The sequence below is a fragment of the Actinomadura rubteroloni genome, from assembly GCF_002911665.1.
Classification (GTDB): Bacteria; Actinomycetota; Actinomycetes; order Streptosporangiales; family Streptosporangiaceae; genus Spirillospora; species Spirillospora rubteroloni.
This window is the reverse complement of record NZ_MTBP01000002.1, coordinates 97,477-123,660: the sequence shown is the minus strand read 5'-3', so window position 1 is coordinate 123,660 and position 26,184 is coordinate 97,477. Positions and strand designations below refer to the sequence as shown.

Sequence of the window (26,184 nt, the reverse complement as noted above, 5' to 3'; positions counted from 1 at the left end):
TCAGGGCCGCGACCGCCGGGCGAGGCCGACCAGGTCGCGCGCGGTGCCCGCGGGACGCCGTCCGGCGGGCCACACGGCGCGCAGCGGGCGGTGCAGGTCCAGGTCGGCGACGGGGACGGGCACCAGGCGTCCGCCCGCCAGTTCGGCGGCGACGGCCCGCTCGCTCACGACGCCCGGCGCCGCGCCCGCGAGGACGGCGGCCTTCAGCGCGGCCGTGGACGCGGGTTCGAGCAGCGGGGGAGCGGTCCCGCCGTGGGCCGCCAGCGCCCGGTCCAGGACCTCGCGGGTGCCCGAACCCTCGGCGCGCAGGATCAGCGGCGTCGCGGCCAGCGCGCCGCCGTCCACGCCGCGCCGCCGCGCCCACGGATGGCCGGGCGCGACCACGACGACGAGCCGGTCGGACGCGACGACCGTGCCGCTCAGCCCGGCGGGCGTCCGCGCGCCCTCCACGAACCCGAGGTCGGCGGCGCCCGCCCGGACGGTCTCGGCGACGGCGGCGGGCGCGGCGGTCCGCAGCGCGACGGACGTCCCGGGCCGCATCCCGTCCAGCGCGACGAGCCAGCCCGGCATCAGGTGCTCGGCGACGGTGCGGCTGGCGACGACGCGCAGCCGGTCGCCGTCCCGGTCGCGCAGGGCGGCGGCGCCCGCGTCCAGGGCCGTCGCGGCGGTGACGACCTGCTGCGCCCAGCCCGCGAGGAGCGTCCCGGCCTCGGTGGGCAGGGAACCGCGCGGGGAACGGTCCAGCAGGGCCAGACCGAGGCGTTGCTCCAGGGCGCTGATGCGGGCGCTCGCGGCGGGCTGGGTGACGCCGAGTTCCGCCGCCGCCCGGCCGACGCTCCCGAGCCGGACGACGGCGAGCAGCAGTTCCAGCGCCCCGAGGTCCGGGACGCGCTGCGCGATGCCCATAAAGCCATCGTATGGGGGTGGCCGGAGACGGCCGCGCCGCCGTCCGCCACCGCCACATTCCCCTTCCCCCGCAGGCCCCGGGGAGGGCTCCGCAGCACGTAGAACGGCCGTTCCACGGGGCTTTTCCGCGCCTCCCGGCACGCTTTCCGCGCTGCCTGCTCTTCGTAATGAGTCGGTTGCGAACGGTGCAAACGCGGGTACGATTCCGAGCGTCCCCCGGTGATATCTCCGGCTTCGGCCGGTGGGAGCAGAGGCCGCGGTGTCGTTGACGATTCTGGAACAGCGTTCGGGCCGGCTCCCCGCGGAGCTGACGAGCTTCATCGGGCGCGCCGACGAGCTGGCCGAGATCACGCGGTTGTTCGGCCGCGGCCGGCTGGTCACCCTGGTGGGGCCCGGCGGCGTCGGCAAGTCGCGGCTCGCCGTGCGCGCCGCGGGCCGCGTCCTGCCCGGCTACGAGCACGGCGTGTGCTTCGTGGACCTGGCGCCGCTGCGCGAGCCGAGCCTGCTCGCGCCCGCGCTGGCCGGGGCGCTCGGGCTGCCCGATCCGAACGCCGGAACGGTCCTGGACGTCCTCGTGGAGTTCCTCGCCGAGCGCCGGACGCTGCTCGTCCTCGACACGTGCGAGCACCTGGTGGACGCCTGCGCGCTGCTCGCCGAGGTCCTGCTGCGCAACGCCCCCGGCCTGCACATCCTCGCGACGAGCCGGCAGCCGCTGGACATCGCGGGCGAGCACACGCTGAACGTCGCGCCGCTGCCCATCCCGGTGGGCGCCTCGCCCGACCCGCGGCGGCCGTGCGAGTCGGTGCGGATGTTCGCCGAGCGCGCCGCCGCCGTCGTCCCCGAGTGGCGGCTGACCCCCGAGAACCAGGACGCGGTGGTGCTGCTGTGCCGCAGGCTGGACGGGATCCCGCTCGCGCTGGAACTGGCCGCCGTGCAGTTGCGGGCGCTGTCGGTGGAGCAGATCGTGGACCGGCTCGACCGGCGCGTCCTGCACGTCCGGGGGCGGCGCACCGCGATGCCCCGGCACCGCACGCTGGAGAACGCGATCGACTGGAGCCACGACCTGTGCTCGCCGGGCGAGCGGCTGCTGTGGACGCGGCTGTCGGTGTTCGCGGGCGACTTCGACCTGGAGAGCGCCGAGCAGGTCTGCGCGGACGCCGAACTGCCCGCCGGCGACGTGTTCGACCTGCTGGCCGGGCTGGTCGACAAGTCGATCGTCCGGCAGGTCACCCGGGACGGCGAGGCCCGCTACCGGATGCTGGACACGATCCGCGAGTACGGCGCCGAGCGGCTGGACCGGCGCGGCGAGGCCGGCGGCGTCCGCGACCGCGCGTTCGCGTGGTTCGCCGGGCGCGTCGAACGCGCGCACGCCGAGCTGGCCTCGTCCGCGCAGCCCCGGGTGCTCGCCTGGTTCCGCGACGAGCAGGACAACGTCCGCGCGCTGATCGACCACGGCATCGGCGCCGCCGCCGACGGGCCGCTGATCCGCGCGGGGCTCGGGCTCGGGCGGATCCTCGCGCTCCAGGGGCTGATCGGCGAGGCGCGGTACTGGTCCGCGCGGATCCTCGCGTGCCGCGACCTCGGCGGCGACCCGGCCGCGACGGAGCTGATCGCGCTCGCCGGGCTGCTGGCCGTCCTGCAGAACGACCTCGCCGCGTCGGCGGACCTGCTGGAGCGAGCGGAGGCCCGCGCGTCCGGGACGGGCGACGACGCGGGCCTCGCCTACGTCCGGCAGGCGCAGGGGATGGCCGCGCTCTACGACGACCGGACGGACGAGGCCGTCCGCCTGCTCACCGAGGCGACGGTCCTGCACCGCGCGGCGGGCGCCGACGACGTGCTCGTCCCGATCGCCGACCTGTTCCTGTCGGTGGCGTGCTGCCTCGGCGGCGACACCGCCACGGCGCTGGAGCACGCCGAGCGGGCCGTCGCGGTCACCGAGGGCTCCGGCGACCTGTGGTGCCGCTCCTACGGGCTGCTCGCGCGCGGGACGGCGCGGCTGCTGGCGGGCGCGGCGGACGAGGCGCTGGCCGACGTCCGCGCGGGCCTGGCCGTCAAGCGCGACCTCGGCGACCGGCTCGGCGTGTCGCTCGCGCTGGACGTGGCGGGCGGCTGCCTGGTGTCGCTCGCGCAGCCGATGCAGGCCGCGCGGCTGTTCGGCTGCGCGGACCGGCTGCGCCGCTACACCGGGTCCACGATGTTCGGCCCGCAGCACGCGCTGCTGCGCGGCTTCTTCGAGCAGCAGGCGGGGGAGGCGCTCGGCGCGGACGCCTACCGCACCGCCTACGAGACCGGCGAGTCGCTGGAGACCGACATCGCGGTCGCCGAGGCCCTCGCCGAGCGGCCCGCGCCCGACGCGCCGGGCGCCCGGCCGGACCGTCCGGCGCTCACGCCGCGCGAGCGGGAGATCGCCGGGCTGGTCGCGGCCGGGCTGACGAACCGGGAGATCGCCGACCGGCTCGTCATCGCCAAGCGCACCGCCGACTCCCATGTGGAGCACATCCTCGCCAAGCTCGGGTTCTCCTCGCGGGCCGAGATCGTGGCGTGGGTGGCGGCGGAGCGCTGAGGCGTCACTCGCCGATGACGCCGTCGGCCAGCTCGCGGACGACGTCGAGCTGGCCGACGTGCCGCGCGTACTCCTGGAGCAGGTGGAACAGGATCCAGGCCAGGCTGGGCGGCTCGTCGGAGAAGTGGTCGAAGTGGGCGCGCTGCAGGTCGTCCAGCGCGGCGGCGGCGATGATGCCGCGCGAGGTCTCGGCCGTGGACAGGAACGCGGTGCGCAGGTCGTCCAGGGTCTCGTCGGGCAGGACGCGCCAGGCCCCCTCAGGGCGCCCGCCCGGGCCCCGGTCGCCGAACGGCTCGGGCACGTCGTCGCCGAGGAACCCCCGCTGGAGCCAGCGGATCTCCACGTAGGTGAGGTGTTTCAGCAGTTCCAGCGGCGTCCAGCCGGACGGGAGGAGGCTGGTGCGCAGTTGTTCGTCGGCGAGGCCGTCGAGCTTGCGCAGCAGGGCGTCGCGGTAGTAGTCGAGATAGCCGTTGAGCAGGGCGCGCGTGTCGGTGAGGTGGACGGGCGGCTCGGCGGGAGGCTCCACGAAGGTGACCATGCGCCGACCTTAACAACCGTCCGTGACAGGGGCCGCGCGTGCGTCGGCCCGGCGCCGCCGGGGTAGGCGCGCTCCATGGCACATGCGGAGGAACGTCCGGCGCGGCGCTGCCTGGTGACGGGCGCGACCGGCTACATCGGGGGCAGGCTCGTCCCGGAACTGCTCGACGCGGGGTTCACGGTGCGGTGCATGGTGCGGCGCCCGGACGCGGCGCGCGCGCATCCGTGGGCGGACCGGGTCGAGATCGTCCACGGCGACCCGCTGCGCCCGGAGACGCTGCCCGCCGCGCTGGACGGCGTGGACGTCGCCTACTACCTCATCCACGCGATGGGCGGGAAGGGCGGCGACTTCGCCGAGCGGGACCGGCGGGCCGCGCGGGCGTTCGCCGACGCCGCGGCGGCGGCCGGCGTCGGCCGGATCGTGTTCCTCGGCGGGATGCGCTCGGGCGGCGAACTGTCGCGCCATCTGCGGTCGCGGGCCGAGGTGGCGCGGATCCTGCTGGGCTCGCCCGTCCCGACGGTGGTGCTGCGCGCCGGGGTGATCATCGGCTCGGGGTCGGCGTCGTTCGAGATGCTGCGGTACCTGACCGAGCGGCTGCCCGCGATGGTGACGCCGACGTGGGTGCGCTCGCGCGTCCAGCCGATCGCGATCCGCGACGTGCTCGGCTACCTGGTCGGCGCGGCGCACCTGCCGCCGGAGGTGAACCGCGGGTTCGACATCGCGGGCCCGGACGTCCTGACCTACCGGGAGATGATGCTGCGCTACGCCGCCGCCGCGGGCCTGCCGCACCGGGTGATCGTGGGCGTGCCGCTGCTGACGCCGTCGCTGTCGAGCCTGTGGGTCGGCTTCGTGACGCCGGTTCCGGGGCAGATCGCGCGGCCGCTGGTGGAGTCGCTGACGAGCGAGGTCGTGGCGGGCGAGCACGACATCGCCCGGTACGTCCCGGATCCGCCGGGCGGGCTGCTGGGCTTCGAGGAGGCCGTGCGGCGGGCGCTGCGGCGCGTCCGGACCGGGGACGTGAGCACGTGGTGGGGTTCGGCCGCGACGCCGGGCGCGTCGAGCGACCCGCTGCCGACCGACCCCGACTGGGCGGGCGGCGTGCTGTTCGTGGACGAGCGCGAGCAGCGCACGCGGGCGCCGGCCCCGGCGGTGTGGCGGGTGATCGAGAGCATCGGCGGCCGGCACGGCTGGTACTCGCTGCCGGTGGCGTGGCGGCTGCGCGGCGTCCTGGACCGGCTGGCGGGCGGCGTCGGGCTCCGCCGGGGCCGCCGCGACCCCGAGCGGCTGCGGGTCGGCGACGCGCTGGACTTCTGGCGGGTGGAGACGCTGGACCCCGGCCGCTCGCTGCGGCTGCGCGCCGAGATGCTGCTGCCCGGCCGGGCCTGGCTGGACCTGTCGGTCGAGCCGGACGGCGCCGGGGGCAGCCGGTACCGCCAGCGCGCGATCTTCCGGCCGCACGGGCTGCTCGGGCACCTGTACTGGTGGTCGATCTCGCCGTTCCACGGGCTGATCTTCGGGCGGATGCCGCGCAACCTCACCGCGACCGCCGAGGCCGAGACGCGCGCGGACGACCGCGAACCCGCGCCCGTGTAGGCCCGGCGGGCGGAATAGACCGATCTCCGGTACGGTTCGAGCGGTTGAATTTTCTACTACCTGGAGGCGGGCATGATGCAGTTCGGGATCTTCTCCGTCGGGGACGTGACCCCGGACCCGACGACCGGGCGCACGCCCACCGAGGCCGAGCGGATCCGCGCGATGGTGACGATCGCGGAGAAGGCCGAGGAGGTCGGGCTGGACGTCTTCGCGACCGGCGAGCACCACAACCCGCCGTTCGTGCCGTCCTCGCCGACGACCATGCTCGGGTACCTGGCGGCGCGCACCGAGCGGCTCGTCCTGTCCACGGCGACCACGCTGATCACCACCAACGACCCGGTGAAGATCGCCGAGGACTACGCGATGCTCCAGCACCTCTCCGGCGGGCGCGCCGACCTCGTCCTCGGCCGGGGCAACACCGGGCCCGTCTACCCGTGGTTCGGCAAGGACATCCGCGACGGCATCGACCTCGCCGTCGAGAACTACCACCTGCTGCACCGGCTGTGGCGCGAGGACGTCGTGGACTGGCAGGGCAAGCACCGCACGCCGCTCCAGGCGTTCACGTCCACGCCGCGCCCGCTGGACGGCGTCCCGCCCTTCGTCTGGCACGGCTCGATCCGCAGCCCCGAGATCGCCGAGCAGGCGGCCTACTACGGCGACGGGTTCTTCGCCAACAACATCTTCTGGCCCGCGGAGCACTACCAGCGGCTCATCGGGCTGTACCGGCGCCGCTACGAGCACTACGGGCACGGGACCGCCGACCAGGCGATCGTCGGGCTCGGCGGCCAGGCGTTCATGCGCCGCAACTCCCAGGACGCCGTCCGCGAGTTCCGGCCCTACTTCGACAACGCCCCCGTCTACGGGCACGGGCCGTCGCTGGAGGACTTCATGGCCGAGACGCCGCTGATCGTCGGCAGCCCGCAGCAGGTCATCGACCGGACGCTGCGGTTCCGCGAGGACTTCGGCGACTACCAGCGCCAGCTCTTCCTCATGGACCACGCGGGGCTGCCGCTGAAGACCGTCCTGGAGCAGCTCGACCTGCTCGGCGAGGAGGTCGTGCCGGTGCTGCGCAAGGAGTTCGCGATCGGGCGTCCCGCGCACGTCCCGGACGCGCCGACGCACGCCGCGCGCGTCGCGGCGGCCGAGACTCGGGAGGTGGAGCGGTGACGGACCGGACGCTCGCCGTCCTGGCGGCGGGGCTCGGCCGCCCGTCGTCCACGCGGCTGCTCGCCGACCGGCTCGGCGCCGCCGCCGCGGACGCGCTGCGCGAACGCGGCGACGCCGTCGAGGTCGTGCCGGTCGACCTGCGCGACCACGCGCACGCCCTGACCGACGGCCTGCTGACCGGGTTCCCCGGCCGCGAGCTGCGCGCGACGATCGAGGCCGTGACCGGCGCGGACGGCCTGGTCGCCGTCACGCCGATCTACAACGGCTCCTACAACGGGCTGTTCAAGACGTTCTTCGACGTCCTGGAGCCGGGCGCGCTGGAGGGCCGTCCGGTGCTGCTCGGCGCGACCGGCGGCACCGCGCGGCACTCGCTGGCGCTCGACTTCGCGCTGCGCCCGCTGCTGGCGTACCTGCGGGCGGCGGTCGTCCCGACGGCCGTGTTCGCGGCCACCGCCGACTTCGGGGACGCGGCCGACCCGCTCGCGGGACGCGCCGCGCGGGCGGGCCGGGAGCTGGCCGACCTCGTCGCGGGCCGCGCCCCGGCCGTCCGCCCGGACCCCTACGCCGAGCCGACGCCGTTCGCCGACCTGCTCGCCGGCGACCCGCCCGGCTCCTGAATACCGGACTTTCGGCTACGTTTCGGGCATGCACACGGTTGCGGTGGCGGTGTTCGACGGCATGGCCACGTTCGAGCTGGGCGTGGTCGTCGAGGTGTTCGGGCTGCACCGTCCCGAACTCGGCGACCGGCCCTGGTACGAGCTGCTGGTCTGCGCCGAGGAGCCCGGCCGCGACCTGACGGCCGTCGGCGGGTTCACGCTGCGCGCCGGACACGGGTTCGGAGCGCTCGCCGCCGCCGACACCGTGATCGTCCCCGGCGCCCCGGACCCGGTGCCCGCCGCGCTGGTCGACGCCCTGCGCCGCGCGCACGCCCGGGGCGCGCGGGTCGTGTCCATCTGCTCGGGGGCGTTCGCGCTCGCCGCCGCCGGGATCCTCGCGGGCCGCCGCGCCACCACCCACTGGCGGTACGCGGCGCGGCTCGCCGAACGCCACCCGGACGTCGACGTCGACCCGGACGTCCTCTACGTGGACGACGGCGACGTCCTGACCAGCGCGGGCAGCGCGGCGGGCATCGACCTGTGCCTGCACCTCGTCCGGGCCGACCACGGCGCCGCGGTCGCGAACGCCGTCGCGCGCCGGTTCGTCGTCCCGCCGCACCGCGAGGGCGGGCAGGCCCAGTTCATCGAGGCGGCGGTGCGCCCGCCGGGGCCGGACGACGACGGCGTCGCGCGCAGCATGGCGTTCGCGCTGGACCGGCTCGCCGCGCCGCTGACCGTCGCCGACCTCGCGCGCGCCGCGCGCATGTCCGAACGCTCCTACCTGCGGCATTTCGCCCGGCGGACCGGGGTGAGCCCGATGCGCTGGCTCGCCGCGCAGCGCGTCGCCGCGAGCCTGCCGCTGCTGGAGGCCGGGGACGGCTCGGTGGACGAGATCGCCGCCGCCGTCGGGTTCGGCAGCGCCGCCGCCTACCGGCAGCACTTCACCCGCCGGATGCGCACGACCCCGACCGCGTACCGGCGCGCGTTCGCGCCCGCCTGACCCTGGCGGGATCCGGACGGACGGTGGCGGTCCCGCCCCTCGCGCGGCCCCCGGCGCGGCGCCGACGATGGGTGCACCCCACGAACTCCGGAGGTGCCCCCCATGAGCGACGTCACCGCCGCCGCCTACTTCGCGGCCCGGCTCGCGTTCGAGACCGACGTGTCCGACGTCCACGCCGACCTGGAGGCCGGCGTCGCCGGGCTCGTCGTCGTGGACGCGCGCGGCGCGGCGGCCTGGGAGCGCGGGCGCGTGCCCGGCGCGCTGCACCTGCCCGCGTCCCGCGTCGCCGCCGGCGCGCCCGCGCTCGTCGACCCCGCCGCGACCGTCGTCACCTACTGCTGGGGCCCGGCGTGCAACGGGGCGACCCGCGCGGCGCTGGAGTTCGCCCGGCTCGGCTACCGCGTCAAGGAGATGCTCGGCGGGTTCGAGTACTGGGTCCGCGAGGGGCTGGCGTACGCGACCGACGACGGGCTCGTCCGGCCGCAGGTGGACGGGCTCACCGCGCCCGCCGACGCGACGTGCGGCTGCTGATGTTTGCGCCCTGAGGCGCGGGTACCCCCGAGACGACCGACAGTGCCGATGAGGGGAGCACCCTTGACCACGCAGAAGCCCGTCCGTCCCGAGAGCCTGAACGGACTCGGCACACCCCTGGGCGACGCGCAGGTCTCCCCGGAGGAGATCCGCGACGACGCGGGAGCCACGCTCCGGCACCTCGGCCGGGCGCTCCCGCTGCCGCTGCCCCGGCTCGCCCTGAGCGGGGCGGGCGTCGCGGGCGTCGCCGCCGGGCTGGCCGCGATGCTGCTGTGGCGCCGCCACCAGCGCGCGAACCGGTTCTGGCCGCGCGCCCGGCGCGCCGCCCGGACGGCCGCGCGCGAGACGCGCGCCAAGTCCACGATCGTCGGCGGCCGTGCCGCCGGCGCCGGGACCAAGGCCGTGCGGACCGCCCGCGCCAAGGCCGGACGCTGACCCGCCGCCGGGAGGGGCCGCGCGGCCCCTCCCGGCGCCCGATCAGAACAGCGTCGGCGGCTCGGCCGGGACCGGCTCGGGCAGCGGCTCCAGATCCGGGACGCGCGCCCGCACCTCGTCGTGGAAGCGCCGCGCGAGCGGCAGCGCCTCGGCGTTGTCCGGCGTGTGGACGAACACGGTGGGGGAGCGGCCCTCGCGCAGCCACCCGGCGACCGTCTCGACCCACACCTGCCAGCCCTCGACCGTCCGGGCCGTGTCGTCACGGCCCAGGTACCGGACGATCGGACGCCCCGTGAGCGCGGCCGTCCGGCGCGGCAGCCGCGGCTTCTTCGCCCACGCGTCCCGTTCGGCGTCGCTCGCCGGAGGGCTGCGGAACAGCGCGGTCGTGTCGAACGGCACCCACTCGGCCCCGGCGCCGAGGAGCACCTGCTCCAGCCGTCCCGCCGCGCGCGGGTCCTCGAAGAACGCCAGGTGCCGCACCTCGACCGCGTAGGCGTAGGTCCCCGGCAGCCCGTGCAGGAAGCCCGCCAGCGCGCCGAGATCGCCCGGCCCGAACGCGCCGGGCAACTGCACCCACAGCGCGTGCGCCCGCGCGCCGAGCGGTTCCATCGCGTGGAGGAACGCGCGCAGGTCGTCGCTCCCGGACGCGCCGAGCCGGTGCTCGTGCGTGATCGTCCGGGGCAGCTTGGCGACGAGCCGGAAGTCGTCCGGGGCCTGCCGCGCCCACGACTCGACCGTGCTCCGCGCCGGGATCGCGTAGAACGTCGTGTTCCCCTCGACCGCGTTGCACCAGCTCGCGTACGCGCGCAGCCGCTCGCCGGGCGGAAGGGGATGGGGGAGGAACCGTCCCTGCCAGGGCGCGAGAGACCACATCGCGCAACCCACGTGAAGCCGCATGCACCGAACGCTACCGTCCGCGGCGCGCCTAGCGAATTGTCAGCCGACCGTCAGATCCGCGTGCGCCATGTCAGAGGTTTTCCGGGCCTGTTTCAGAACATCGGCGGCCGTCTTGTTGGCCGCGCCCGGCGTGCCTAGCGTCGGGAGCGTGCGAAAAACAGAGGGACGGGCCGAGAGAATCCGCGAGCTGCTGGACGAAGTCGCGCGGCTGCACGAACAATGCGGCCGGCTGCTCGGCGGCAATGTCCGGCCGGGAGTGGGGAAAATAGCGAAGAAGCCGCCCGCGGCGGCGCCGTTCAACATCGAGGCCGCCGAGGCGCGCTCGAAGATCCAGAGTTTTCTGATCCAGTGGGCGCGCGTCGTCGTGGTGCAGCGCCGGGTGTCGGCGCCGCGCTGCGAGGTGTCCGGCCTCGCCGCCTTTCTCGGCACGCACGCCGCGTGGATGGCCGAGCACCCGTCGGCCGGGGACGTCCCCGACCGGCTCGCGTCCCTCGCCGCGCACGCGCGCTACGCCGCGTTCCCCGAGGAGCGTCCGCAGTCCATCGGCCGGTGCGTCGAGCCGGACTGCGGCGGCCGGCTCCTGCGGCGCACCGAGCCGGCCCAGATCGAGTGCAGCCGCGACCCCGGCCACGTCTGGCGGTCACACCAGTGGCTGGACCTGCGCCGCCGCATCGGTCAGCGACCCTGAGCCGAGCCGGTACCCCACCCCGCGCACGGTGACGATCCACTCGGCGTCGCCGAGCTTGTGCCGCAGGGAGCTGACGTGCGTGTCGATCGTCCGGGTCGAGGCGGCCCAGTCGTCCTCCCAGACGCGCGACATCAGCTCCCTGCGGGTGATCACCGACTCGGGCCGGGAGGCGAGGATGCGCAGCAGCTCGAACTCCTTGCGCGTCAGCTCCACGTCGCCGCCCCGGACCCGCACCTGCCGCCGGTCCAGGTCGATCTCCAGCGTCCCGTGCGCGATCAGCCCGCGGACGCCCCGGCCGTGCGGCAGCACCCGGCGCATCACCGCCTCCATCCTGGCCACGAGTTCCCGCAGCCCGTACGGCTTCACCATGCAGTCGTCGGCGCCGGCCTGCAGGCTCAGCACCCGGTCCAGCTCCGTGCCGGCCCCGGTGAACGTGATCAGCGGGGCGTCGGTGCGGTCGCGCAGGGAACGGCAGACCTCGATCCCGTCGAGGTCGGGGAGGCCGAGGTCCAGCAGGACGAGGTCCGCGGTCGCCGCGACCTCCAGCGTCCGGCGGCCGGTGTCGACGAGGTCGACCTCGTAGCCGTGCCGGACGAGCCAGTGGACGAGATGTTCCGCCGTCCGGCAGTCGGGTTCAACGACGAGCACGCGCATCCTCAGCCCCAGTGTGGGTCGTGGAACCAGCAGATTCTCGCAGTGAATTTGGGGTCGCGAACACTCGTATTATGCGTTCGTGTGTTGTCGGCTTCAAGCTGACTGAGGGTAATTGGACTGGTCCGTTCATTCGCTATCTATAGCGCATGAGCTGGCGGTTTTAGATATTCTTCAGGTCAAGATGAGAGGGTTTCGGTTTTCTTATTCTGCCCACTTCCGGACACGCGGCGGGCGGGGCATCGCGCCCCGCCCGCCGCGTTCTTTCTAGACCGCCGATCCGGTCGGCGCCGCCGCCGACCGGGTGTGGACCACCTGGTAGGTATTCCAGTCATGGAAAGTGGACGACGCCTCGACCCGTTCGGTCGCGGCGCGGCGCTCGGCCGACTGCTCGTCCGCGCTCACGGCACGGAACGCCGCGAACGAAGCCTCGTCGTCCCACTGGGAGTAAACGACGGCGAACGGGCCGTCGAGCCCGCGTGCCGCGCGGCCCCGCAGGACGGTGTGCGAGCGGTAGCCGGGGACGTCCCGCAGCCACGCGTGGCCCGCGCCGAGCGCCTCGACCAGGTCGTCCAGGCCCCCTTCCGTCGCGCCGATGACCTGGATGACGGTGAAGTCGTCGCGGTCCGGGCCGATCTCGATCTCCGTCTGCTCCGGCGCCCGCTGGGTGTAGACGACGTCGGTCTGGAGCAGCTTGATGGACGTGGTGATCTCCCGGAACAGCGGGAGGGTGCGGTGCTTGAACTCCTCGCCGGCGTAGCGGGCCTCCAGGTCCTCGCCGCTGCGCCACTGGATGAAGTTGGCCGTCCCCGGGCTCTCCTTGCCGCTGTGGACGGTGCTGGAGATCCAGCCCGGATAGGCGGCGTTGTCGACGACGTCGCGCATCGCGCCGATCAGCTTGCCCTGCTTCTCGTCGGTGTCGGTGGTGAACAGGTTGAGGACGGTCAGGTACTTGCCGTCCGCGGCGAACGTGGGCATCTACGACTCGCTTTCGCTCGTTGATGATTCGCTCGTTGAGGTGGATGAGGGGTCGGGACCGAACCAGCGGGTCAGTGCGGTCGTGAGGTCGGCGCCGTCGTCGGTTCCCGGCGTCAGCCAGGCGACGTATCCGTCGGGACGGACGAGCAGCGCGTCCAGCGGGGCCTTGCAGTCGTGCTGGTCGGCCCGGATGATGTCCAGCCGGTCCGCCCAGGGTTCGGCGCGGGCGGACAGGCCGGCGGAGTCGTCCAGGATCAGCAGCACGCCGCGGCCGTTGTGGAGGAGGTCGTAGTTGGTGGTCTTCCGGTCGGGCAGGACGAGTTCCTCGTTCGGCAGCCGGCGGCCGAGCAGCGGGTGCGACCCGGGGCCGACGTCGTAGCGGACGTCCAGGCCCGTGACCATGCCGATCAGGTGCCGCTGCACGTCGGGGTAGAACATCAGCTCGCCGAAGACGTCGCGCAGGGGCTGCATCGCGTCGCCGTCGAGGTAGAGGAACCGCTGCACGAGCGTGTTCGCGACGATCCGCGCGCCGACCGGGTGCCGCTCGGCGTGGTAGGTGTCGAGCAGGGCGTCGGGCGCGTCGCCCTTCAGGACGGCGGCGAGCTTCCAGCCGAGGTTCACCGCGTCCTGCACGCCGGCGCTCATGCCCTGCGCGCCGATCGGCAGGTGGACGTGCGCCGCGTCGCCCGCGACGAACACCCGCCCGTCGCGGTAGCGCTCGGCCTGGCGGCTGGCGTCGGTGAACCAGCTCACCCACAGCGCCTCGCCGTCGTGGACGCGCTCGCCGCCGGTCAGCCGCTCGAAGCGGTCCGCGACCTCGGTGAACGACGGCGGGGTCGTCCGGCCGGTCGGGGCCATCGCGCGCTCGTAGGCGACGATGCGGTTCACGCCGTCGCCGAGCGGCAGCACCATCACCATGCCGCCGTCGACGCGCTCGCCGGCGAAGCGGGGACGCAGCTCGGGTCCGGACACGTCCGCCAGCCACACCTCGACGGTCGCCTCGGTGCCGGGGAAACCGATGCCCGCGAGGTTGCGGACCGTGCTGCGGGCGCCGTCGCAGCCCACGACGTACTCGGCGCGGACCTCGCGCTCGCCGTCCGGCGTGCGCATCCGGACGGTCACGCCGTCGGCGTCGGTCCCGAGGCCGGTCACCTCGTGCTCGCGGTGGATCTTCACGCCCAGCTCGCCGATCCACGCGGTCAGCACGGCCTCGGTCCGGGCCTGGTGCACGCCGCGGGCGCCGTAGGACCCGTTGTCGACGGCCGTGAAGTCCATGAAGAACCCGCCGAAGTGCCCGAACGGAAGAGTCTCCAGGGTTCCGAAGCGGGGCAGGAGTCCGCGCTGGTCGAACTCCTCGATGGTGCGGGCGGAGAAGCCGAGCGCGCGCGACTGCTGCATCGGCTCGGCGAGCCGGTCCACGAGCAGGGCGGGGATTCCGGCGAGCGCCAGCTCGCCGGCGAGCATGAGTCCGGTCGGTCCCGCACCGACGATGACGACACGGGGGTTCTCGTCGTCCACGATCTCTCCTTCAGGGGGGAGGGTCAGCCGTTCATGAGGTTTGTCAGGTCTTCCTGGGAGCGGTGGTGCGGGCGGGCGGGCGCGGTTCATGCTCGGCGCATGAAGCAGATGCACAGCGACCTGACGAACATCGACCGGACGGACGTCGCCGAACTGCTCGCCCGCTACCTGATCGGCCTGGACGCCGACCCCCTGGACGACGACTGGGCCGGCGGCCTGTTCACCGCCGACGCGGTCGTGGAGTTCCCGATGAGCGCGCACCGCGGCCTCGCCGGGATGGCCGGCTACCACCGCGACGCGCTCGGGAACTTCGCGGCGACCCAGCACCTCGGGTCGCCGCCGGCCGTCCAGGTGGCCGGCGACCGCGCCGGCCTGCGGGCGAATCTGACGTCGACGCACGTCCACCACGCCACCCGCGATGGCGGGCCGCCCGAGTTCTTCCGGACCGGAACGCTGGTCGACGGGGACGCCGTCCGCACGGACGCGGGCTGGCGCCTCACCCGGCTGTCGTTCCGCGTCCAGTGGATGGACGGGCGGCCGCCGGCGGGGTCTAGCTGATCCCGTCGAGCACGCGGTCGACGGCGATCTCGATGACGACGCGGTCCGGCGGGCTCGGCGGCGCGTAGGCGTAGCGCTTGGCGTACCAGCGCGCCCCCTCCTCCACGCGCGCCCGCTCGCCGGACACCTCGGCCGTCCCCTCCATGGACAGGAACTTCGGCCCGGCGACCTGGCAGATCGTCGCGCGTCCGCCGGGGCTCTCGATCACGTTGCGCGCCTTGCGCGACGCGGCCCGGGTGAGCACGCGGACGAGCCCGGCGCCGGGGTCGAAGGTGAAGCAGACCGGCACGCTGTGCGGCGTCCCGTCGGGACGGAGCGTGGTGAGGACGCCGACCTGCGCGTCGCTCACGAACGTCTCGGCCCGTCTGGTCAACTTGACGATGTTGGTCATGCTGTCTCTCCGGGTCGGGACGGTCAGCCGATGACGGTGTCGGGACGTTCGGACGCGCGCATCATGGGCAGCAGCACCAGCGCGAGGACCAGCGCGGTGACGGCGAACCCGGCGCCGATGACGAACGCCTCGTGGAAGCCGGACGCCTGGGCGTCCTTGATGCGGTCGGCGTTGCCCGCCGCCGCGTCGCGCAGATCCTTGATCTTGGCGAACGCGGCCGTCGCGACCACCGCGACGCCGAGCGCGCCGCCGCCCTCCTGGCTGGTGTTGATCAGCCCGGCGGCCAGGCCCGCCTCGTGCTGGCGGACGCCGATGAACGCCGCGACCTGGAGCGTCACGAAGGACGCACCGAGCCCGGCGCCCGCGACGATGAACGCGGGCAGCACGTGCGTGAGATAGCTGCCGTCCTTGGGCAGCCGGGCCAGCATGACCAGCCCGGCGGCGCTGAGGAACATGCCGGTGAGCATGACCGGTTTCGCCGCGATCTTGGTGGTGAGCGTCGAGGCGATGCCCGCGGCGATCGCGACGACGAGCGCGAGCGGCACGTAGGCCAGGCCCGTCTTGAGCGCCGAGTAGCCGAGGACGACCTGCATGAACAGGCTGGCGAAGAAGAACAGCGTGACCGTCGACCCGAACAGCAGGACGGTCGCGAGGTTCGCCGTCCGCATCGCGGTGTTGCGGAAGATGCCGAGCGGCATCAGCGGTTCCTTCGTGCGGCCCTCCACGATGAGGAACGCGGCGAGCAGGACCGCCGCGCCGGCGAGGCCGCCGATCGTCCGGCCGTCGCCCCAGCCGCGGTTGACGGTCTCGTTGAGCGTGTAGATGAGCAGGAGCAGCCCGGTGGTGAGCAGGATCGCGCCGGTCACGTCGATGCGGTGACGCCGCTCGGTGTCGCGGCTCTCGGGGGCGAGCAGCGGGGCGAGCAGCACCGCGATGATGCCGATCGGGACGTTGATGAAGAAGATCCAGCGCCAGCCGGGCCCCTGGGTGAGGATCCCGCCGAGCAGGACGCCCGCGACGGACGCGAGCCCGGTCAGGGCGCCCCAGATGCCGAGTGCGCGGGTGCGCTCGGGGCCCTCCTTGAAGGTGCTGGTGAGGATGCTGAGCGCGGCGGGCGCGATGAGCGCCGAGCCGAGGCCCTGGAAGCCGCGCGCGCCGATGAGGACGCCCGGGCTCTGGGAGACCCCGGCGACGAGCGAGCTGGCCGCGAACAGGAACAGGCCGATCTGGAGCATCCGGCGGCGGCCGACCACGTCGGCGAGCCGGCCGCCGAGGAGCAGGAAGCCGCCGAGGACCGTGCCATAGGCGGTGACGATGTACTGCAGGTCCGTCTCCGCCATGTCGAGGCTCTTCTGAATGTGAGCGAGCGCGACATTCACGACGGTCACGTCGAGGAAGACCATGAACTGGGCGACGCAGATGAACGCGAGCACGATCCCCGGCTTGTAGACGCGGCCGGGTGCGCTGGTTCTGGGCGGTTTGAGCGCCGGGGTTTCGGGACTGGCCACGAGCCGAACTCCTCTTAATCGGAAGGGGATTCCTCTTCAGGATAAGTAGAGCGCGGCCCGTTGGCCCTGTCAACGAATTCGGCACGTCCCGGCCGGGCGGGGACGATCCGCCCCGGCGCTCACGCCTCCGGCGCGGGCGGATCGACGATCCGGCACACCGCGGCCCCGGCCGCCACCGTGGCCCCGGCCTGCGCGGACAGGTCCCGGACGGTGCCGGACCGGTGCGCGGTCAGCCCCTGCTCCATCTTCATCGCCTCCAGGACGAGCACGGTGTCCCCGGCCGCGACCGGGGCGCCGTCGGCGACCAGCACCTTCACGACCGTCCCCTGCATCGGGCTGACGAGCGCGTCGCCGCCCGCGCCGGCGGGCCCGGCACGGCGCGCGGCGCGGGCCGGGGCGGGGCGCCCCGCCGCCGGCACGAGCGCCGCGCCGAGCGCGTCGCGCAGCACGACCTCCAGCCGCCGCCCGCCGACCTCGACCGTCACCCGACGGTGCCCGGCGTCGTCGGCCGGGGCGTCCGGCGCGTCCGCGTGCGGCGGGACGGCCCCGGAGAACTCCGTCTCGATCCAGCGGGTGTGGACGGTGAACGGCTCCCCGGTGAACGCCTCGTCCGCCAGCAGCGCCCGGTGGAACGGCACGACCGTCGGGATGCCCGCGACCTCCAGCTCGGCCAGCGCGCGCCGGGACCGCTCGATCGCCTCCCGCCGCGTCCGCCCGGTCACGATGAGCTTGCCGATGAGCGAGTCGAACTCCGCCGGGACGGCCGCGCCCTCGACGTAGCCCGCGTCCATCCGCACGCCCGGCCCCGACGGCGGCCGGAACCGGGTCAGCGTCCCGGCGGCGGGCAGGAACCCGCGCCCGGCGTCCTCGGCGTTCAGCCGGAACTCGATCGCGTGGCCGCGCACGGGCGGGTCGGACGGTTCCAGCACGCCGCCGTCGGCGATCCGGAACATCTCGCGGACGAGGTCGATCCCGGTCACCTCCTCGGTCACCGGGTGCTCGACCTGGAGCCGCGTGTTGACCTCCAGGAACGCGATCGTCCCGTCCGGGGCGAGCAGGAACTCGCACGTCCCGGCGCCGACGTAGCCCGCCTCGCGCAGCACCGCCCGCGACGCGGACACGAGCTGGCCGGTCTGCTCGTCGGTGAGGAAGGGCGCGGGCGCCTCCTCCACGAGCTTCTGGTGGCGGCGCTGGAGCGTGCAGTCGCGGGTGGAGACGACCATGACGTTGCCGTGCCGGTCGGCCAGGCACTGCGTCTCGACGTGCCGGCAGTTCTCCAGGTAGCGCTCGACGAAGCACTCGCCCCGGCCGAACGCCGCGACGGCCTCGCGCGTCGCGGCCTCGAACGCCGCCGGGATCTCCGCGAGCGTCCGCGCGACCCGCAGGCCGCGCCCGCCGCCGCCGAACGCGGCCTTCAGCGCGACCGGCAGGCCGTGCCGCCGCGCGAACTCCAGCACCTCTTCGGCGTCGGCGACCGGGCCGTCGGTGCCCGGGGCCAGCGGGGCGTTGACGCGGCGCGCGATGTCCCGCGCCGCGACCTTGTCGCCGAGCGCGGCGATGGCCGCGGGCGGCGGGCCGATCCACGTCAGCCCGGCCGCCGCGACCGCCGTCGCGAAGTCGGCGTTCTCGGCGAGGAACCCGTAGCCCGGATGGACGGCGTCGGCGTCCGCCCGCGCCGCCACGGCGAGGAGCCCGGCGATGTCGAGGTAGGTCTCGGCGGGGCTGCGCCCGCCGAGCGCGTACGCCTCGTCGGCGGCCCGGACGTGCAGCGCGTCGACGTCCTGCTCGGCGTACACGGCGATCGAGACCAGGCCCGCGTCGCGGCACGCCCGCGCGATCCGGACCGCGATCTCGCCCCGGTTGGCGATGAGGACCCGGCGCATCGGCGTCATCGGAGCCCGGCCCTGCGCCGCAGCGGGTTGTCCAGGCTGTGCAGCGAGCCGCCGAAGAACACCAGCGGGTCGCTGCCGGCGTCGTGGATCGCGAGGTCCACGACCTCCCCGACGAGGATCGAGTGGTCGCCGCCGCCGTACTCGGCGGCCAGGCGGCAGTCCAGGTAGGCCAGGGACTCGGCGAAGACCGGGGTCCCCGACGGGGTCCGCCGGTGGTCCACCTCGTCCAGCACGGCGGTGCTGCGCCGCGCGAACGCGTGGGCGAGCGTGCCCTGCTCGGCGTGCAGCAGGTTGACGGCGAACGCCCGCGATCCGGTGATGATCTCGTGCAGCCGGGACTCCCGGTGCAGGCAGAACAGCACGAGCGGCGGGTCGAGCGAGACCGAGGTGAACGAGTTGACGGTGGTGCCGGCGGTCATGCCGCCGTGCGCGCTGGTGATGACGGTGACGCCGGTGGCGAACAGGCCGCAGGTGCGGCGCAGCGCGGCGGCGTCCACGAGCCCGTCGGACGGTCGTGCGGTGGTCACGGGTGTCCAGCTCCTTTCGTCGGCCGGGCGGGTACCAGCACCGGCGGGTCCGCCGCGCCCGCGCGCCGGGGCAGGAACGGCCCGGTCATCGCGGTGGTGAGCACGGCCATCAGCACGAGGACGGTGAACATGCGGCCGTCGAGGACGCCGAGGCTCATCGCGGCGTTCAGGATGATCAGTTCGGTGAGGCCGCGCGTGTTCATCAGCAGGCCGAGCGTCGTCGCGTCCCGCCAGCCGAGGCCGGCCAGCCGCGCCGGCACCAGCGCGCCGCCGATCTTCCCGGCGCACGCGCACACCAGGACGAGGGCGAGTTCGAGCAGTCCGGGGCCGTCCAGCGCGCCGACGTCGACGTTGAGGCCCGTGACGATGAAGAAGACGGGGAGCAGGAGCAGGATCACGTCGTCCAGGGGCCGCCGGACGTGCTCGGCGAGGACGCGGGCCGGTTCGCGCGGCATGACGAAGCCGAACAGGAACGCGCCGAAGATGGCGTGGACGCCGATCCAGGTCGTCACCCAGGACGACAGGAAGACGCCCGCGCACAGCAGGGTCAGCAGGGCGGGCCACCGCTCGGTGGCCGCCCAGCGCCAGACGATCCGGCTGAGAAGGGGCCGCACGACGGCGGCCATGACGGCGAGGTAGAGGGCGAACAGCACGGCGATCCGGGCGAGGCCCGAACCGCTGCCGTCCGCGCTGACCAGCGCGGACACGTACGCCAGCAGGAACCACGCGAGGACGTCGTCGATCGCCGCCCCGGCCAGCGCGACCGCGCCGATCCGGGTGTCGGCGAGGCTGCTCTCGGCGAGCATCCGCGCGAGGACGGGGAACGCGGTGACCGACAGCGCGATCCCGAGGAACAGGGCGAACGGCAGGAACCCGACGTGCTTGCCCGCGACGGTGTCGTGCCGCGCGTACAGGACCGCCGCCGCGCCGACGCCGAGCCCGAACGCCAGCACGGCCGACGACACCGACACGCCGATCGCCGCGCCGACGTTGCCGCGGATGAGCCGCTTCTCGAACTCCCAGCCCACCGCGAACATGAACAGGACGAGCCCGACCTGCGCGACGGCCGACAGCAGCGGGCGCACGTCGTCGGGGAAGATCCGGTGGGACGGGTCGCCGGGCAGCGCGCCGAGCAGGCTCGGCCCGAGCGCGATGCCCGCGACCAGTTCCCCGACGACGGCGGGCTGCCGCACCGCCCGCGCGATCCGTCCGAACACCAGGCCCGCCAGCAGGACGAGCGCGATGCCCGCCAGCATGACGGCGATCCGCATGTCGGCGGCGTGGGCGCTCATCGCACGCCTTCCGCCACCCCGCTGACCCCGGCGGCGAGGAACTCCCGCACGGGCGGGCGCTCCAGCAGCTCGGCGAGCACCGTCCGCACCGGCGTGACCTCCGGTCCGCCGAGCAGCAGCAGGGTCTGCGCCTCGACGTCGCGCTGGACGCGTGCGCCGACGGCATGGCGTCCGGCGGCGTAGGCGTCCAGGAGCGCGTCGCCGGACACGCCCGCCACGGCCGCCGCGAGGCGGGGGACGAGCGCGGCGGCGTCCTGGAGCCCGAGGTTGAGCGCCTGCCCGCCGACCGGCATCTGCTCGTGGGCGGCGTCGCCCGCCAGCAGCACCCGGCCCGCGCGGTAGCGCTCGGCGAGCCGGCTGGCGTCGCCGAACGCGTCGCACCACAGCGGCTCGCCGCCGCTGACGTCCTCGCCGGTGACCCGCTTCCAGGTCGCGGCGAACTCGGCGAAATCGGGCGGCCCGCCGCGGTCGCGGGCCGGGGTGCCGAACGCGTGCGTCATCAGGCGGGTGACGCCGTCGCGCGTCGCGGCGATGGCGAGGCCCGCCGGCAGGCGCTCGAAGCGCCGGTCGCGGACGTCGACGCCGCGCACGTCGGCCCGGAGCAGTTCCCGTCCCGCCGCGCGGCCGGGGAACGCGATTCCGGCCAGCGCGCGGACGGTGCTGCCGACGCCGTCGCAGCCCACGACGTAGGAGCCGCGCACGGCGGTCCCGTCCGACGCGGTCACGGTGACGCCGGCGGCGTCCTGCTCCAGCGCCTCCGCCGCCGCGCCGCGCCGGACGGGCACGCCGAGTTCGGCGAGCCAGGCGCCGAGCTTGGCCTCCAGCACGGTCTGCGGGATCTTCCACTGCCCGGGGTAGGGCGTCCCGCCGACCGCGCCGAGGTCGAGCGGGAGCCCCCCGAAGTGGCCGCGCGGCTCGCGGGGGAGCCCGCCGAGCCGGGACAGCGCGCCCAGCTCGGCGAGGACCTCCATGGTGCGGGCGTTGAGTGTCGAGGCGCGCGACTCGTCCATCGGCGCGGTCCGCCGCTCCAGGACGACCGCGCGCACCCCGGCGGCCCGCAGCCCGCCCGCCAGCAGCAGCCCGACGGGTCCCGCGCCGACGACGATCACGTCGGCGCCGGTGTCGGTGCCCATGTCAGCGGCTCTCGGCGAACGTCCGGGCGTGGCCGAGCGTGGCCAGGCTGTTGGCGCTCAGCGCGCCCTGGACGTACGCGCGGGCGTCGGCGACGGTCGCGCCCGCGCCGAGGACCTTCTCCACCGTGTCCGGGTTGAGCACGACGGTGTGCTCGGAGCTGGCGGTGGAGCCCGCGCCGTCGTCCCGGAACAGCCACGTCCCGGTGTGGGCGGCCATGAGCGCGGGGACGGTCGTCTGCTTGTAGACGATCTTGTGGTGCGGGAAGCAGACCCGGACGGACTCGGTCGTGTGCGTCGACCCGTCCTTGGCCCGCGTGTCCATCTTCAGCGTCTGGAGGCCGGGCGTGGTCTCGGTCAGCTCCGCCCGCGCGACGTGCGGCAGCCGCTCGGGCCACAGCGCCGCCTCGTTGACGAACGCGAACGCGTCCGCGGCGGCCCCGTCGATCTGGACGGCGTCGGTGAAGGAGAACACCAGGTCCGCCGCCGCCAGCTCGGCGTGCCGCTTCAGCGACGCCAGCTCCGACCGGCTGTTGCGGTCGACGGCCCGGTCGATCCAGAGCAGGTCGTGCGGGTCGTCGTCGACCGCGCGGTAGTCGTGGCCGAGCACCACCCGGCACGTCCCGCCCGGGCCGGGCTCGACCGTCCACGTCCCGCCCATCGCCGCGACGGGCGGCGAGGACACCTCCTGGCGGAACTCGATCCGCCGCGCGGCGGGGTCGACCAGCCGCCGCGACGTCCAGTTCCGCACCTCGCCGTTCGCGGTCGCCCAGATCCGGATCCGCTCCGCGCCGCCTCCCTCGGGGACGCGCTCCACGTAGACGCTCGGCGGGAACACGTGGGGCCAGTCCTCCGCCCGCGCCAGCAGCCCGTAGACCAGGTCGGCGTCCGCCTCGATCGTCGTCTCGTGCTCCACCACGCGCTCGGCCGGTTTCGTCGTCATGTGCCTCTTCCTTCCGGATGGACGCCGCTGTCAGAAGTTGCCGAGACCGCCGCAGACGTTGAGCGCCTGCGCGGTGATCGAGGACGCCGGGTCGGTGACGAGGTAGCCGACGAGCCCGGCCACCTCCTCGGGCGTGCTGTACCGGCCGAGCGGGATCTTGGCCTGGAACTTGCGCAGGATCTCGTCCTCGGAGGTGTCCCAGGCGGCGGCGTAGCCCGCCCGCACCCGCTGCGCCATCGGCGTCTCGACGTAGCCGGGGCAGACCGCGTTGACCGTGATGCCCGTCGGCGCCAGCTCGTTCCCGAGCGCCTTGGTGAACCCGACGACGCCGTGCTTGGAGGCCGAGTACGGCGCGCCGAGCACGACGCCCTGCTTGCCCGCGGTCGAGGCGATGTTGACGATCCGTCCCCGGTCGAGGTTGCGCATCCCGCCCGTGGTCAGGACCTCGCGCGTCATGCGGAACACGCTGTTGAGGTTGGTGTCGATGACCGCGTCCCACAGCTCGTCGGCGATGTCGGCCGTGACGCCGCCGCCGCTGCGCCCGGCGTTGTTGACGAGCACGCCGACCGGGCCGTACCGCTCGACGGCGGCCCCGACGAACGCGGCGATGTCGGCGGCGGACGTGACGTCGCAGGCGCGCCCGTCCACGTCCAGGCCCTCGCCGGTGAGTTCCTTGACCGTCGCGGCCACCGACTCGGGCGTGCGGGCGCACAGGTACACCCGGTGGCCCGTCTCGGCGAGCAGCCGCACGCAGGCCAGGCCGATGCCGCTCGTCGCGCCGGTGACGATCGCCGTCCGCGCCGCGCCGTTCATGCCGCGTCCGCCTCGGCGAGCACCTCGTTGACGGCGGTCAGCAGGTCGCGCGGGGTGGCGGCCTCGCTGATGAGGCCGTCGTCCAGCGTGATGCCGTGCGCGCGCTCGATCCGGCTGCCGGCCTCCAGCAGGGCCAGGGAGTCGTAGCCGATCGCCTCGAACTCCAGGTCCATGACGTCGCCGTCGAGGTCGATGTCCTGGACGTCGCCCGCGGCCTCCCGCAGGATGCGCCGCAGGTCGTCGATGGTGAGCTGAGCCACCTGTCACACCTCTTCTCTCACGATCAGTGCCGAGTTGTTGCCGTCGTAGCCGCGGGCGAGGACCAGGGCGGTGCGGACGGGCCGCCGCCTGGCCTCGCCGACGACGAGGTCGAGCCCGTATTCGGGCATCGGGTCGGTTCCGGTCGTCGGCGGGACGATCCCGTCGCGGATCGCGAGCAGTGCGCACGCGACCTGCAGCGCCGCCGCGCCCGCGTACAGCCGGCCGGTCATGGTCTGCGGCGCGGTGACCGGGACGCCGTGGCGCCCGAACACCGCGCCGATCGCCGCCGCCTCGGCCGCGTCCAGCTCGCGGACCCCGGCGGCGTCGGCGAACACGACGTCGACGTCGGCGGGGGTGATCCCGGCGTCGTCCAGCGCCAGGCCGATCGCCCGCCGCAGGCCCGGTTCGCGGTCGCGTGCGTCCGGGCGCGGGTCGAACGTGGAGCCGTAGCCGGCGATGCGGCCGTAGGGCCGCGCGCCGCGCTCGCGGGCGGGCTCGGCCGCCTCCAGGACGAGGAACGCGCCGCCCTCGCCGGGGACGTAGCCGGACGCCGTCGCGTCGAACGGCCGGTAGCCGTCCGGGCTGAGCCGCCGGCTCGCGAGCTGCGCGACCCAGCCCCAGGAGCACACCGCGCCGTCCACGCCGCCCGACAGCATCAGCCGGCTCGTGCCGCGCCGCACCTGGCGGCGGGCCTGCGCGACCGCGTCGAGACCGCCCGCGTGGTCGGAGACGACCACACCGCACGGCCCGCGCATGCTGTGCCGGATCGAGATCTGGCCGGTGTTGACGGCGTAGAACCACGCGAAGGACTGGTAGGCGCTGACGTGCCGGCCGCCCTTGCTCCACAGCGCTTGCAACTCGCGCTGCCCGAACTCGAAGCCGCCCGCCGAGCTGGCCGTGACGACGCCGAGGTCGTAGTCCGACCACTCGCCGGGGCTGACGCCCGCGTCCGCGAGCGCGAAGTCCGCCGTGACGAGCGCGAGCCGCGTCATGTGGTCGGTCTGCGGCAGCAGGCGGCTGGCCAGGTGCTCCTCGGCCGCGAAGCCGGGGACCTCCCCGGCCAGCGCGCTCGGGTAGCCCGAGGCGTCGAACCGCCGGACGGGGCCGATCCCGCCGACGCCCGCGCACGTCGCCGCCCAGTAGTCGGCGGTGCCGAGGCCGTTCGGCGCGGTCACGCCGAGGCCCGTCACCACCACTTCGGCCCGCCGGGTCGCGATGGCCGTCATGCGACCCGCCGCAGGACCATGGCGCTCTGGAAGCCGCCGAATCCGCTCCCGACCGTCAGGACGACGTCCGTGCGGTGCTCGCGCGCCGTCAGCGGGACGTAGTCGAGATCGCACTCGGGGTCCGGGTTGTGCAGGTTCACCGTCGGCGGGACGACGTTGTGCTCGATCGCCAGCGCGCTCGCCGCGATCTCGATGGACCCGATCGCGCCCAGCGAGTGCCCGACCATCGACTTGATCGAGCTGACCGGCGTCCGGTAGGCGTGGTCGCCGAGGCTGCGCTTGAACGCCGCCGTCTCGTGCCGGTCGTTCTGCCGGGTGCCCGAGCCGTGGGCGTTGATGTAGTCGATCGCGGTGGCGTCCAGGCGGGCCTCGCCCAGCGCGGCGGTGATCGCCTCGGCCATCTCCCGGCCGTCGGGGCGCAGACCCGTCATGTGGTAGGCGTTGCACCGGTTGGCGAAGCCCGCGATCTCGGCGTAGATGTGCGCGCCGCGCGCCCGCGCCTGCTCGTACTCCTCCAGGACGAACATCGCCGAGCCCTCGCCGAGGACGAACCCGTTGCGGCTCGCGTCGAACGGACGCGACGCGTGCTCGGGGTCGTCGTTGCGGGGCGTCGTCGCCTTGATCGCGTCGAAGCAGGCGACGGTGATCGGGGAGATCGGCGCGTCGGACGCGCCCGCCACCATCGTGTCGACCGAGCCCTCGCGGATCAGCTCCACCGCGTAGCCGACCGAGTCGAGCCCGGACGTGCAGCCGGTGGAGACCACGGTGTTCGGGCCGGTGGCGTCCACCGCCCACGCGACCTCACGGGAGAACGAACTCGGGACGAAGTAGTCGTAGAGGTGCGGGACGGCGTAGCGGTGGTCCACGAGGTCGAGGCGTCCGCCGTCGCTGACGATGCGGTACTCCTCGTCCAGCGACGTCGTCGCGCCGACCGCGCTGCCGACCACGACGCCCGTCCGCTCCGGGTCGGGCGTGAGGCCGCTGTCGGCCACGGCCTCCCCGGCGGCGATGACCGCGAGCTGCGCGCCCCGGTCCATCCGGCGGATCTCCTGGGGGGTGAGGCCGCACGCCTCGGCGTCCAGGTCGATCTCGGCGGCGACGCGCGACCGGAACGGCCCGGCGTCGAAGAACGAGATCGGCCGGGTCGCGGTGCGCCCCTCCTCCAGCAGGTTCCAGAAGTTCTTCACACCGACGCCGCCCGGGGCGAGCACCCCGATGCCGGTGATCACGACACGTCGGTCCATCGTCAGGCGCTCCACTGGTAGAAACGCTCGGCCATCGCGTCCGCCGGGGATCGCCAGGTCGCCGGGTCGTAGGCCTCGATGAAGGGCCGCAGGTCGGCGCTGACGCGCTGGAAGAGCGGGTGGTCCTTCGCCTTCTCGATGCGCTCGCCGCCGTCGTCGCCGTCGAAGTCCTGGAGGTGGAAGTACAGGCCCCGGTAGGAGAAGAGCTGCCGCCTGCGGGTGCCCATCAGGCCGGGCATCTCGGTCTGGTCGAACGCGCCGAACAACTGCGCCACGGCGGCGTTGTCCTCCGGCTTCATGCGGGCGACGATGAGGCTGCTGTGCATGCCAGGGGTCTC

27 protein-coding genes are annotated in these 26,184 nt (G+C 74.4%); 9 read left to right on the top strand and 18 right to left on the bottom strand.

The genetic code is table 11. The features are described from left to right. The gene (locus BTM25_RS11960; protein ID WP_103562993.1) at window positions 1-906 is read right to left on the bottom strand and encodes a LysR family transcriptional regulator; all 906 of its coding nucleotides are present in this window, start codon (window positions 904-906) and stop codon (window positions 1-3) included. A 259-nt stretch (window positions 907-1,165) separates the two neighbouring features. On the opposite strand from BTM25_RS11960, the gene BTM25_RS11955 reads away from it, so the two are divergent. Next, window positions 1,166-3,469, top strand: coding sequence for an ATP-binding protein (locus BTM25_RS11955; protein WP_103562992.1), 2,304 nt, complete (start codon window positions 1,166-1,168; stop codon window positions 3,467-3,469). 4 nt (window positions 3,470-3,473) lie between these two features. Here BTM25_RS11955 and BTM25_RS11950 read toward each other — a convergent pair whose 3' ends face one another. Continuing rightward, window positions 3,474-4,007 carry a DinB family protein gene (locus tag BTM25_RS11950; protein ID WP_103562991.1) on the bottom strand — a complete coding sequence of 178 codons (534 nt, stop codon included), beginning with the start codon at window positions 4,005-4,007 and terminating at the stop codon, window positions 3,474-3,476. Window positions 4,008-4,082: 75 nt separating this feature from the next. Here BTM25_RS11950 and BTM25_RS11945 point away from each other — a divergent pair, with 75 nt between their 5' ends. From BTM25_RS11945 to BTM25_RS11920, 6 genes are all read left to right on the top strand, one after another. Continuing rightward, window positions 4,083-5,600 carry an SDR family oxidoreductase gene (locus tag BTM25_RS11945; RefSeq protein WP_103562990.1) on the top strand — a complete coding sequence of 506 codons (1,518 nt, stop codon included), beginning with the start codon at window positions 4,083-4,085 and terminating at the stop codon, window positions 5,598-5,600. 75 nt (window positions 5,601-5,675) lie between these two features. Beyond that, window positions 5,676-6,767, top strand: coding sequence for an LLM class flavin-dependent oxidoreductase (locus tag BTM25_RS11940; protein ID WP_103564583.1), 1,092 nt, complete (start codon window positions 5,676-5,678; stop codon window positions 6,765-6,767). Next, window positions 6,764-7,384, top strand: coding sequence for a CE1759 family FMN reductase (locus BTM25_RS11935; RefSeq protein WP_103562989.1), 621 nt, complete (start codon window positions 6,764-6,766; stop codon window positions 7,382-7,384). Before BTM25_RS11940 ends, BTM25_RS11935 begins: the two co-directional genes overlap by 4 nt. 28 nt (window positions 7,385-7,412) lie before the next feature. Further along, window positions 7,413-8,363, top strand: coding sequence for a helix-turn-helix domain-containing protein (locus BTM25_RS11930; RefSeq protein WP_103562988.1), 951 nt, complete (start codon window positions 7,413-7,415; stop codon window positions 8,361-8,363). Between the two features lie 102 nt (window positions 8,364-8,465). Further along, window positions 8,466-8,894: a rhodanese-like domain-containing protein gene (locus BTM25_RS11925; protein WP_103562987.1), complete on the top strand. Its 429-nt coding sequence runs from the start codon at window positions 8,466-8,468 to the stop codon at window positions 8,892-8,894. Window positions 8,895-8,957: 63 nt separating this feature from the next. Continuing rightward, window positions 8,958-9,329 carry a hypothetical protein gene (locus BTM25_RS11920; protein ID WP_103562986.1) on the top strand — a complete coding sequence of 124 codons (372 nt, stop codon included), beginning with the start codon at window positions 8,958-8,960 and terminating at the stop codon, window positions 9,327-9,329. A gap of 42 nt (window positions 9,330-9,371) precedes the next feature. On the opposite strand, the gene BTM25_RS11915 is transcribed toward BTM25_RS11920, so the two are convergent. After that, window positions 9,372-10,226 carry a DUF72 domain-containing protein gene (locus BTM25_RS11915; protein WP_103562985.1) on the bottom strand — a complete coding sequence of 285 codons (855 nt, stop codon included), beginning with the start codon at window positions 10,224-10,226 and terminating at the stop codon, window positions 9,372-9,374. 148 nt (window positions 10,227-10,374) lie between these two features. Between BTM25_RS11915 and BTM25_RS11910 the strand changes: the two genes are divergently transcribed. Next, on the top strand, window positions 10,375-10,914 hold the full coding sequence (locus BTM25_RS11910) for a hypothetical protein (RefSeq protein ID WP_146059038.1): 540 nt from the start codon (window positions 10,375-10,377) through the stop codon (window positions 10,912-10,914). Here BTM25_RS11910 and BTM25_RS11905 read toward each other — a convergent pair. The 3 genes from BTM25_RS11905 to BTM25_RS11895 all read right to left on the bottom strand — a co-directional run bounded on the left by BTM25_RS11905 (window position 10,867) and on the right by BTM25_RS11895 (window position 14,061). Continuing rightward, window positions 10,867-11,568, bottom strand: a complete 702-nt coding sequence (locus tag BTM25_RS11905) for a response regulator transcription factor (RefSeq protein WP_103562983.1) — start codon at window positions 11,566-11,568, stop codon at window positions 10,867-10,869. The genes BTM25_RS11910 and BTM25_RS11905 overlap by 48 nt on opposite strands. 264 nt (window positions 11,569-11,832) lie before the next feature. Beyond that, window positions 11,833-12,543 carry an antibiotic biosynthesis monooxygenase family protein gene (locus BTM25_RS11900; RefSeq protein WP_103562982.1) on the bottom strand — a complete coding sequence of 237 codons (711 nt, stop codon included), beginning with the start codon at window positions 12,541-12,543 and terminating at the stop codon, window positions 11,833-11,835. Then, the gene (locus BTM25_RS11895; protein WP_235828376.1) at window positions 12,544-14,061 is read right to left on the bottom strand and encodes an FAD-dependent monooxygenase; all 1,518 of its coding nucleotides are present in this window, start codon (window positions 14,059-14,061) and stop codon (window positions 12,544-12,546) included. It abuts the gene before it with no gap. Between the two features lie 99 nt (window positions 14,062-14,160). Between BTM25_RS11895 and BTM25_RS11890 the strand changes: the two genes are divergently transcribed. After that, window positions 14,161-14,619 (top strand): nuclear transport factor 2 family protein, encoded by a 459-nt coding sequence (locus BTM25_RS11890; protein WP_205648090.1) that lies wholly within the window; start codon window positions 14,161-14,163, stop codon window positions 14,617-14,619. Here BTM25_RS11890 and BTM25_RS11885 read toward each other — a convergent pair. The 12 genes from BTM25_RS11885 to BTM25_RS11830 all read right to left on the bottom strand — a co-directional run bounded on the left by BTM25_RS11885 (window position 14,612) and on the right by BTM25_RS11830 (window position 26,172). Beyond that, window positions 14,612-15,010, bottom strand: a complete 399-nt coding sequence (locus BTM25_RS11885) for a pyridoxamine 5'-phosphate oxidase family protein (protein WP_103562979.1) — start codon at window positions 15,008-15,010, stop codon at window positions 14,612-14,614. The genes BTM25_RS11890 and BTM25_RS11885 overlap by 8 nt on opposite strands. A gap of 23 nt (window positions 15,011-15,033) precedes the next feature. Then, window positions 15,034-16,518 carry an MFS transporter gene (locus tag BTM25_RS11880; protein WP_205648089.1) on the bottom strand — a complete coding sequence of 495 codons (1,485 nt, stop codon included), beginning with the start codon at window positions 16,516-16,518 and terminating at the stop codon, window positions 15,034-15,036. A 119-nt stretch (window positions 16,519-16,637) separates the two neighbouring features. Continuing rightward, the gene (locus BTM25_RS11875) at window positions 16,638-18,401 is read right to left on the bottom strand and encodes an acetyl/propionyl/methylcrotonyl-CoA carboxylase subunit alpha (RefSeq protein WP_103562977.1); all 1,764 of its coding nucleotides are present in this window, start codon (window positions 18,399-18,401) and stop codon (window positions 16,638-16,640) included. Between the two features lie 5 nt (window positions 18,402-18,406). Next, window positions 18,407-18,937: a flavin reductase family protein gene (locus tag BTM25_RS11870; RefSeq protein ID WP_205648088.1), complete on the bottom strand. Its 531-nt coding sequence runs from the start codon at window positions 18,935-18,937 to the stop codon at window positions 18,407-18,409. Further along, window positions 18,934-20,229, bottom strand: coding sequence for a cation:proton antiporter domain-containing protein (locus BTM25_RS11865; RefSeq protein ID WP_103562976.1), 1,296 nt, complete (start codon window positions 20,227-20,229; stop codon window positions 18,934-18,936). Before BTM25_RS11865 ends, BTM25_RS11870 begins: the two co-directional genes overlap by 4 nt. Beyond that, window positions 20,226-21,362: an FAD-dependent monooxygenase gene (locus BTM25_RS11860; RefSeq protein ID WP_103562975.1), complete on the bottom strand. Its 1,137-nt coding sequence runs from the start codon at window positions 21,360-21,362 to the stop codon at window positions 20,226-20,228. The genes BTM25_RS11865 and BTM25_RS11860 overlap by 4 nt, the downstream gene beginning before the upstream one ends. A 1-nt stretch (window position 21,363) precedes the next feature. Next, window positions 21,364-22,302, bottom strand: coding sequence for an aromatase/cyclase (locus BTM25_RS11855; protein WP_103562974.1), 939 nt, complete (start codon window positions 22,300-22,302; stop codon window positions 21,364-21,366). A 30-nt stretch (window positions 22,303-22,332) separates the two neighbouring features. Then, entirely contained in the window at window positions 22,333-23,115 is a 783-nt protein-coding gene (locus BTM25_RS11850; protein WP_103562973.1) for an SDR family NAD(P)-dependent oxidoreductase, read from the bottom strand. After that, complete coding sequence (locus BTM25_RS11845) at window positions 23,112-23,375, bottom strand: acyl carrier protein (RefSeq protein ID WP_103562972.1); 264 nt, start codon at window positions 23,373-23,375, stop codon at window positions 23,112-23,114. The genes BTM25_RS11850 and BTM25_RS11845 overlap by 4 nt, the downstream gene beginning before the upstream one ends. Before the next feature lie 3 nt (window positions 23,376-23,378). Beyond that, on the bottom strand, window positions 23,379-24,602 hold the full coding sequence (locus tag BTM25_RS11840; protein WP_103562971.1) for a ketosynthase chain-length factor: 1,224 nt from the start codon (window positions 24,600-24,602) through the stop codon (window positions 23,379-23,381). After that, complete coding sequence (locus BTM25_RS11835; RefSeq protein WP_103564581.1) at window positions 24,599-25,846, bottom strand: beta-ketoacyl-[acyl-carrier-protein] synthase family protein; 1,248 nt, start codon at window positions 25,844-25,846, stop codon at window positions 24,599-24,601. Before BTM25_RS11835 ends, BTM25_RS11840 begins: the two co-directional genes overlap by 4 nt. Window positions 25,847-25,848: 2 nt before the next feature. Then, window positions 25,849-26,172, bottom strand: coding sequence for a TcmI family type II polyketide cyclase (locus BTM25_RS11830; protein WP_103562970.1), 324 nt, complete (start codon window positions 26,170-26,172; stop codon window positions 25,849-25,851). Between the last annotated feature and the right edge of the window lie 12 nt (window positions 26,173-26,184).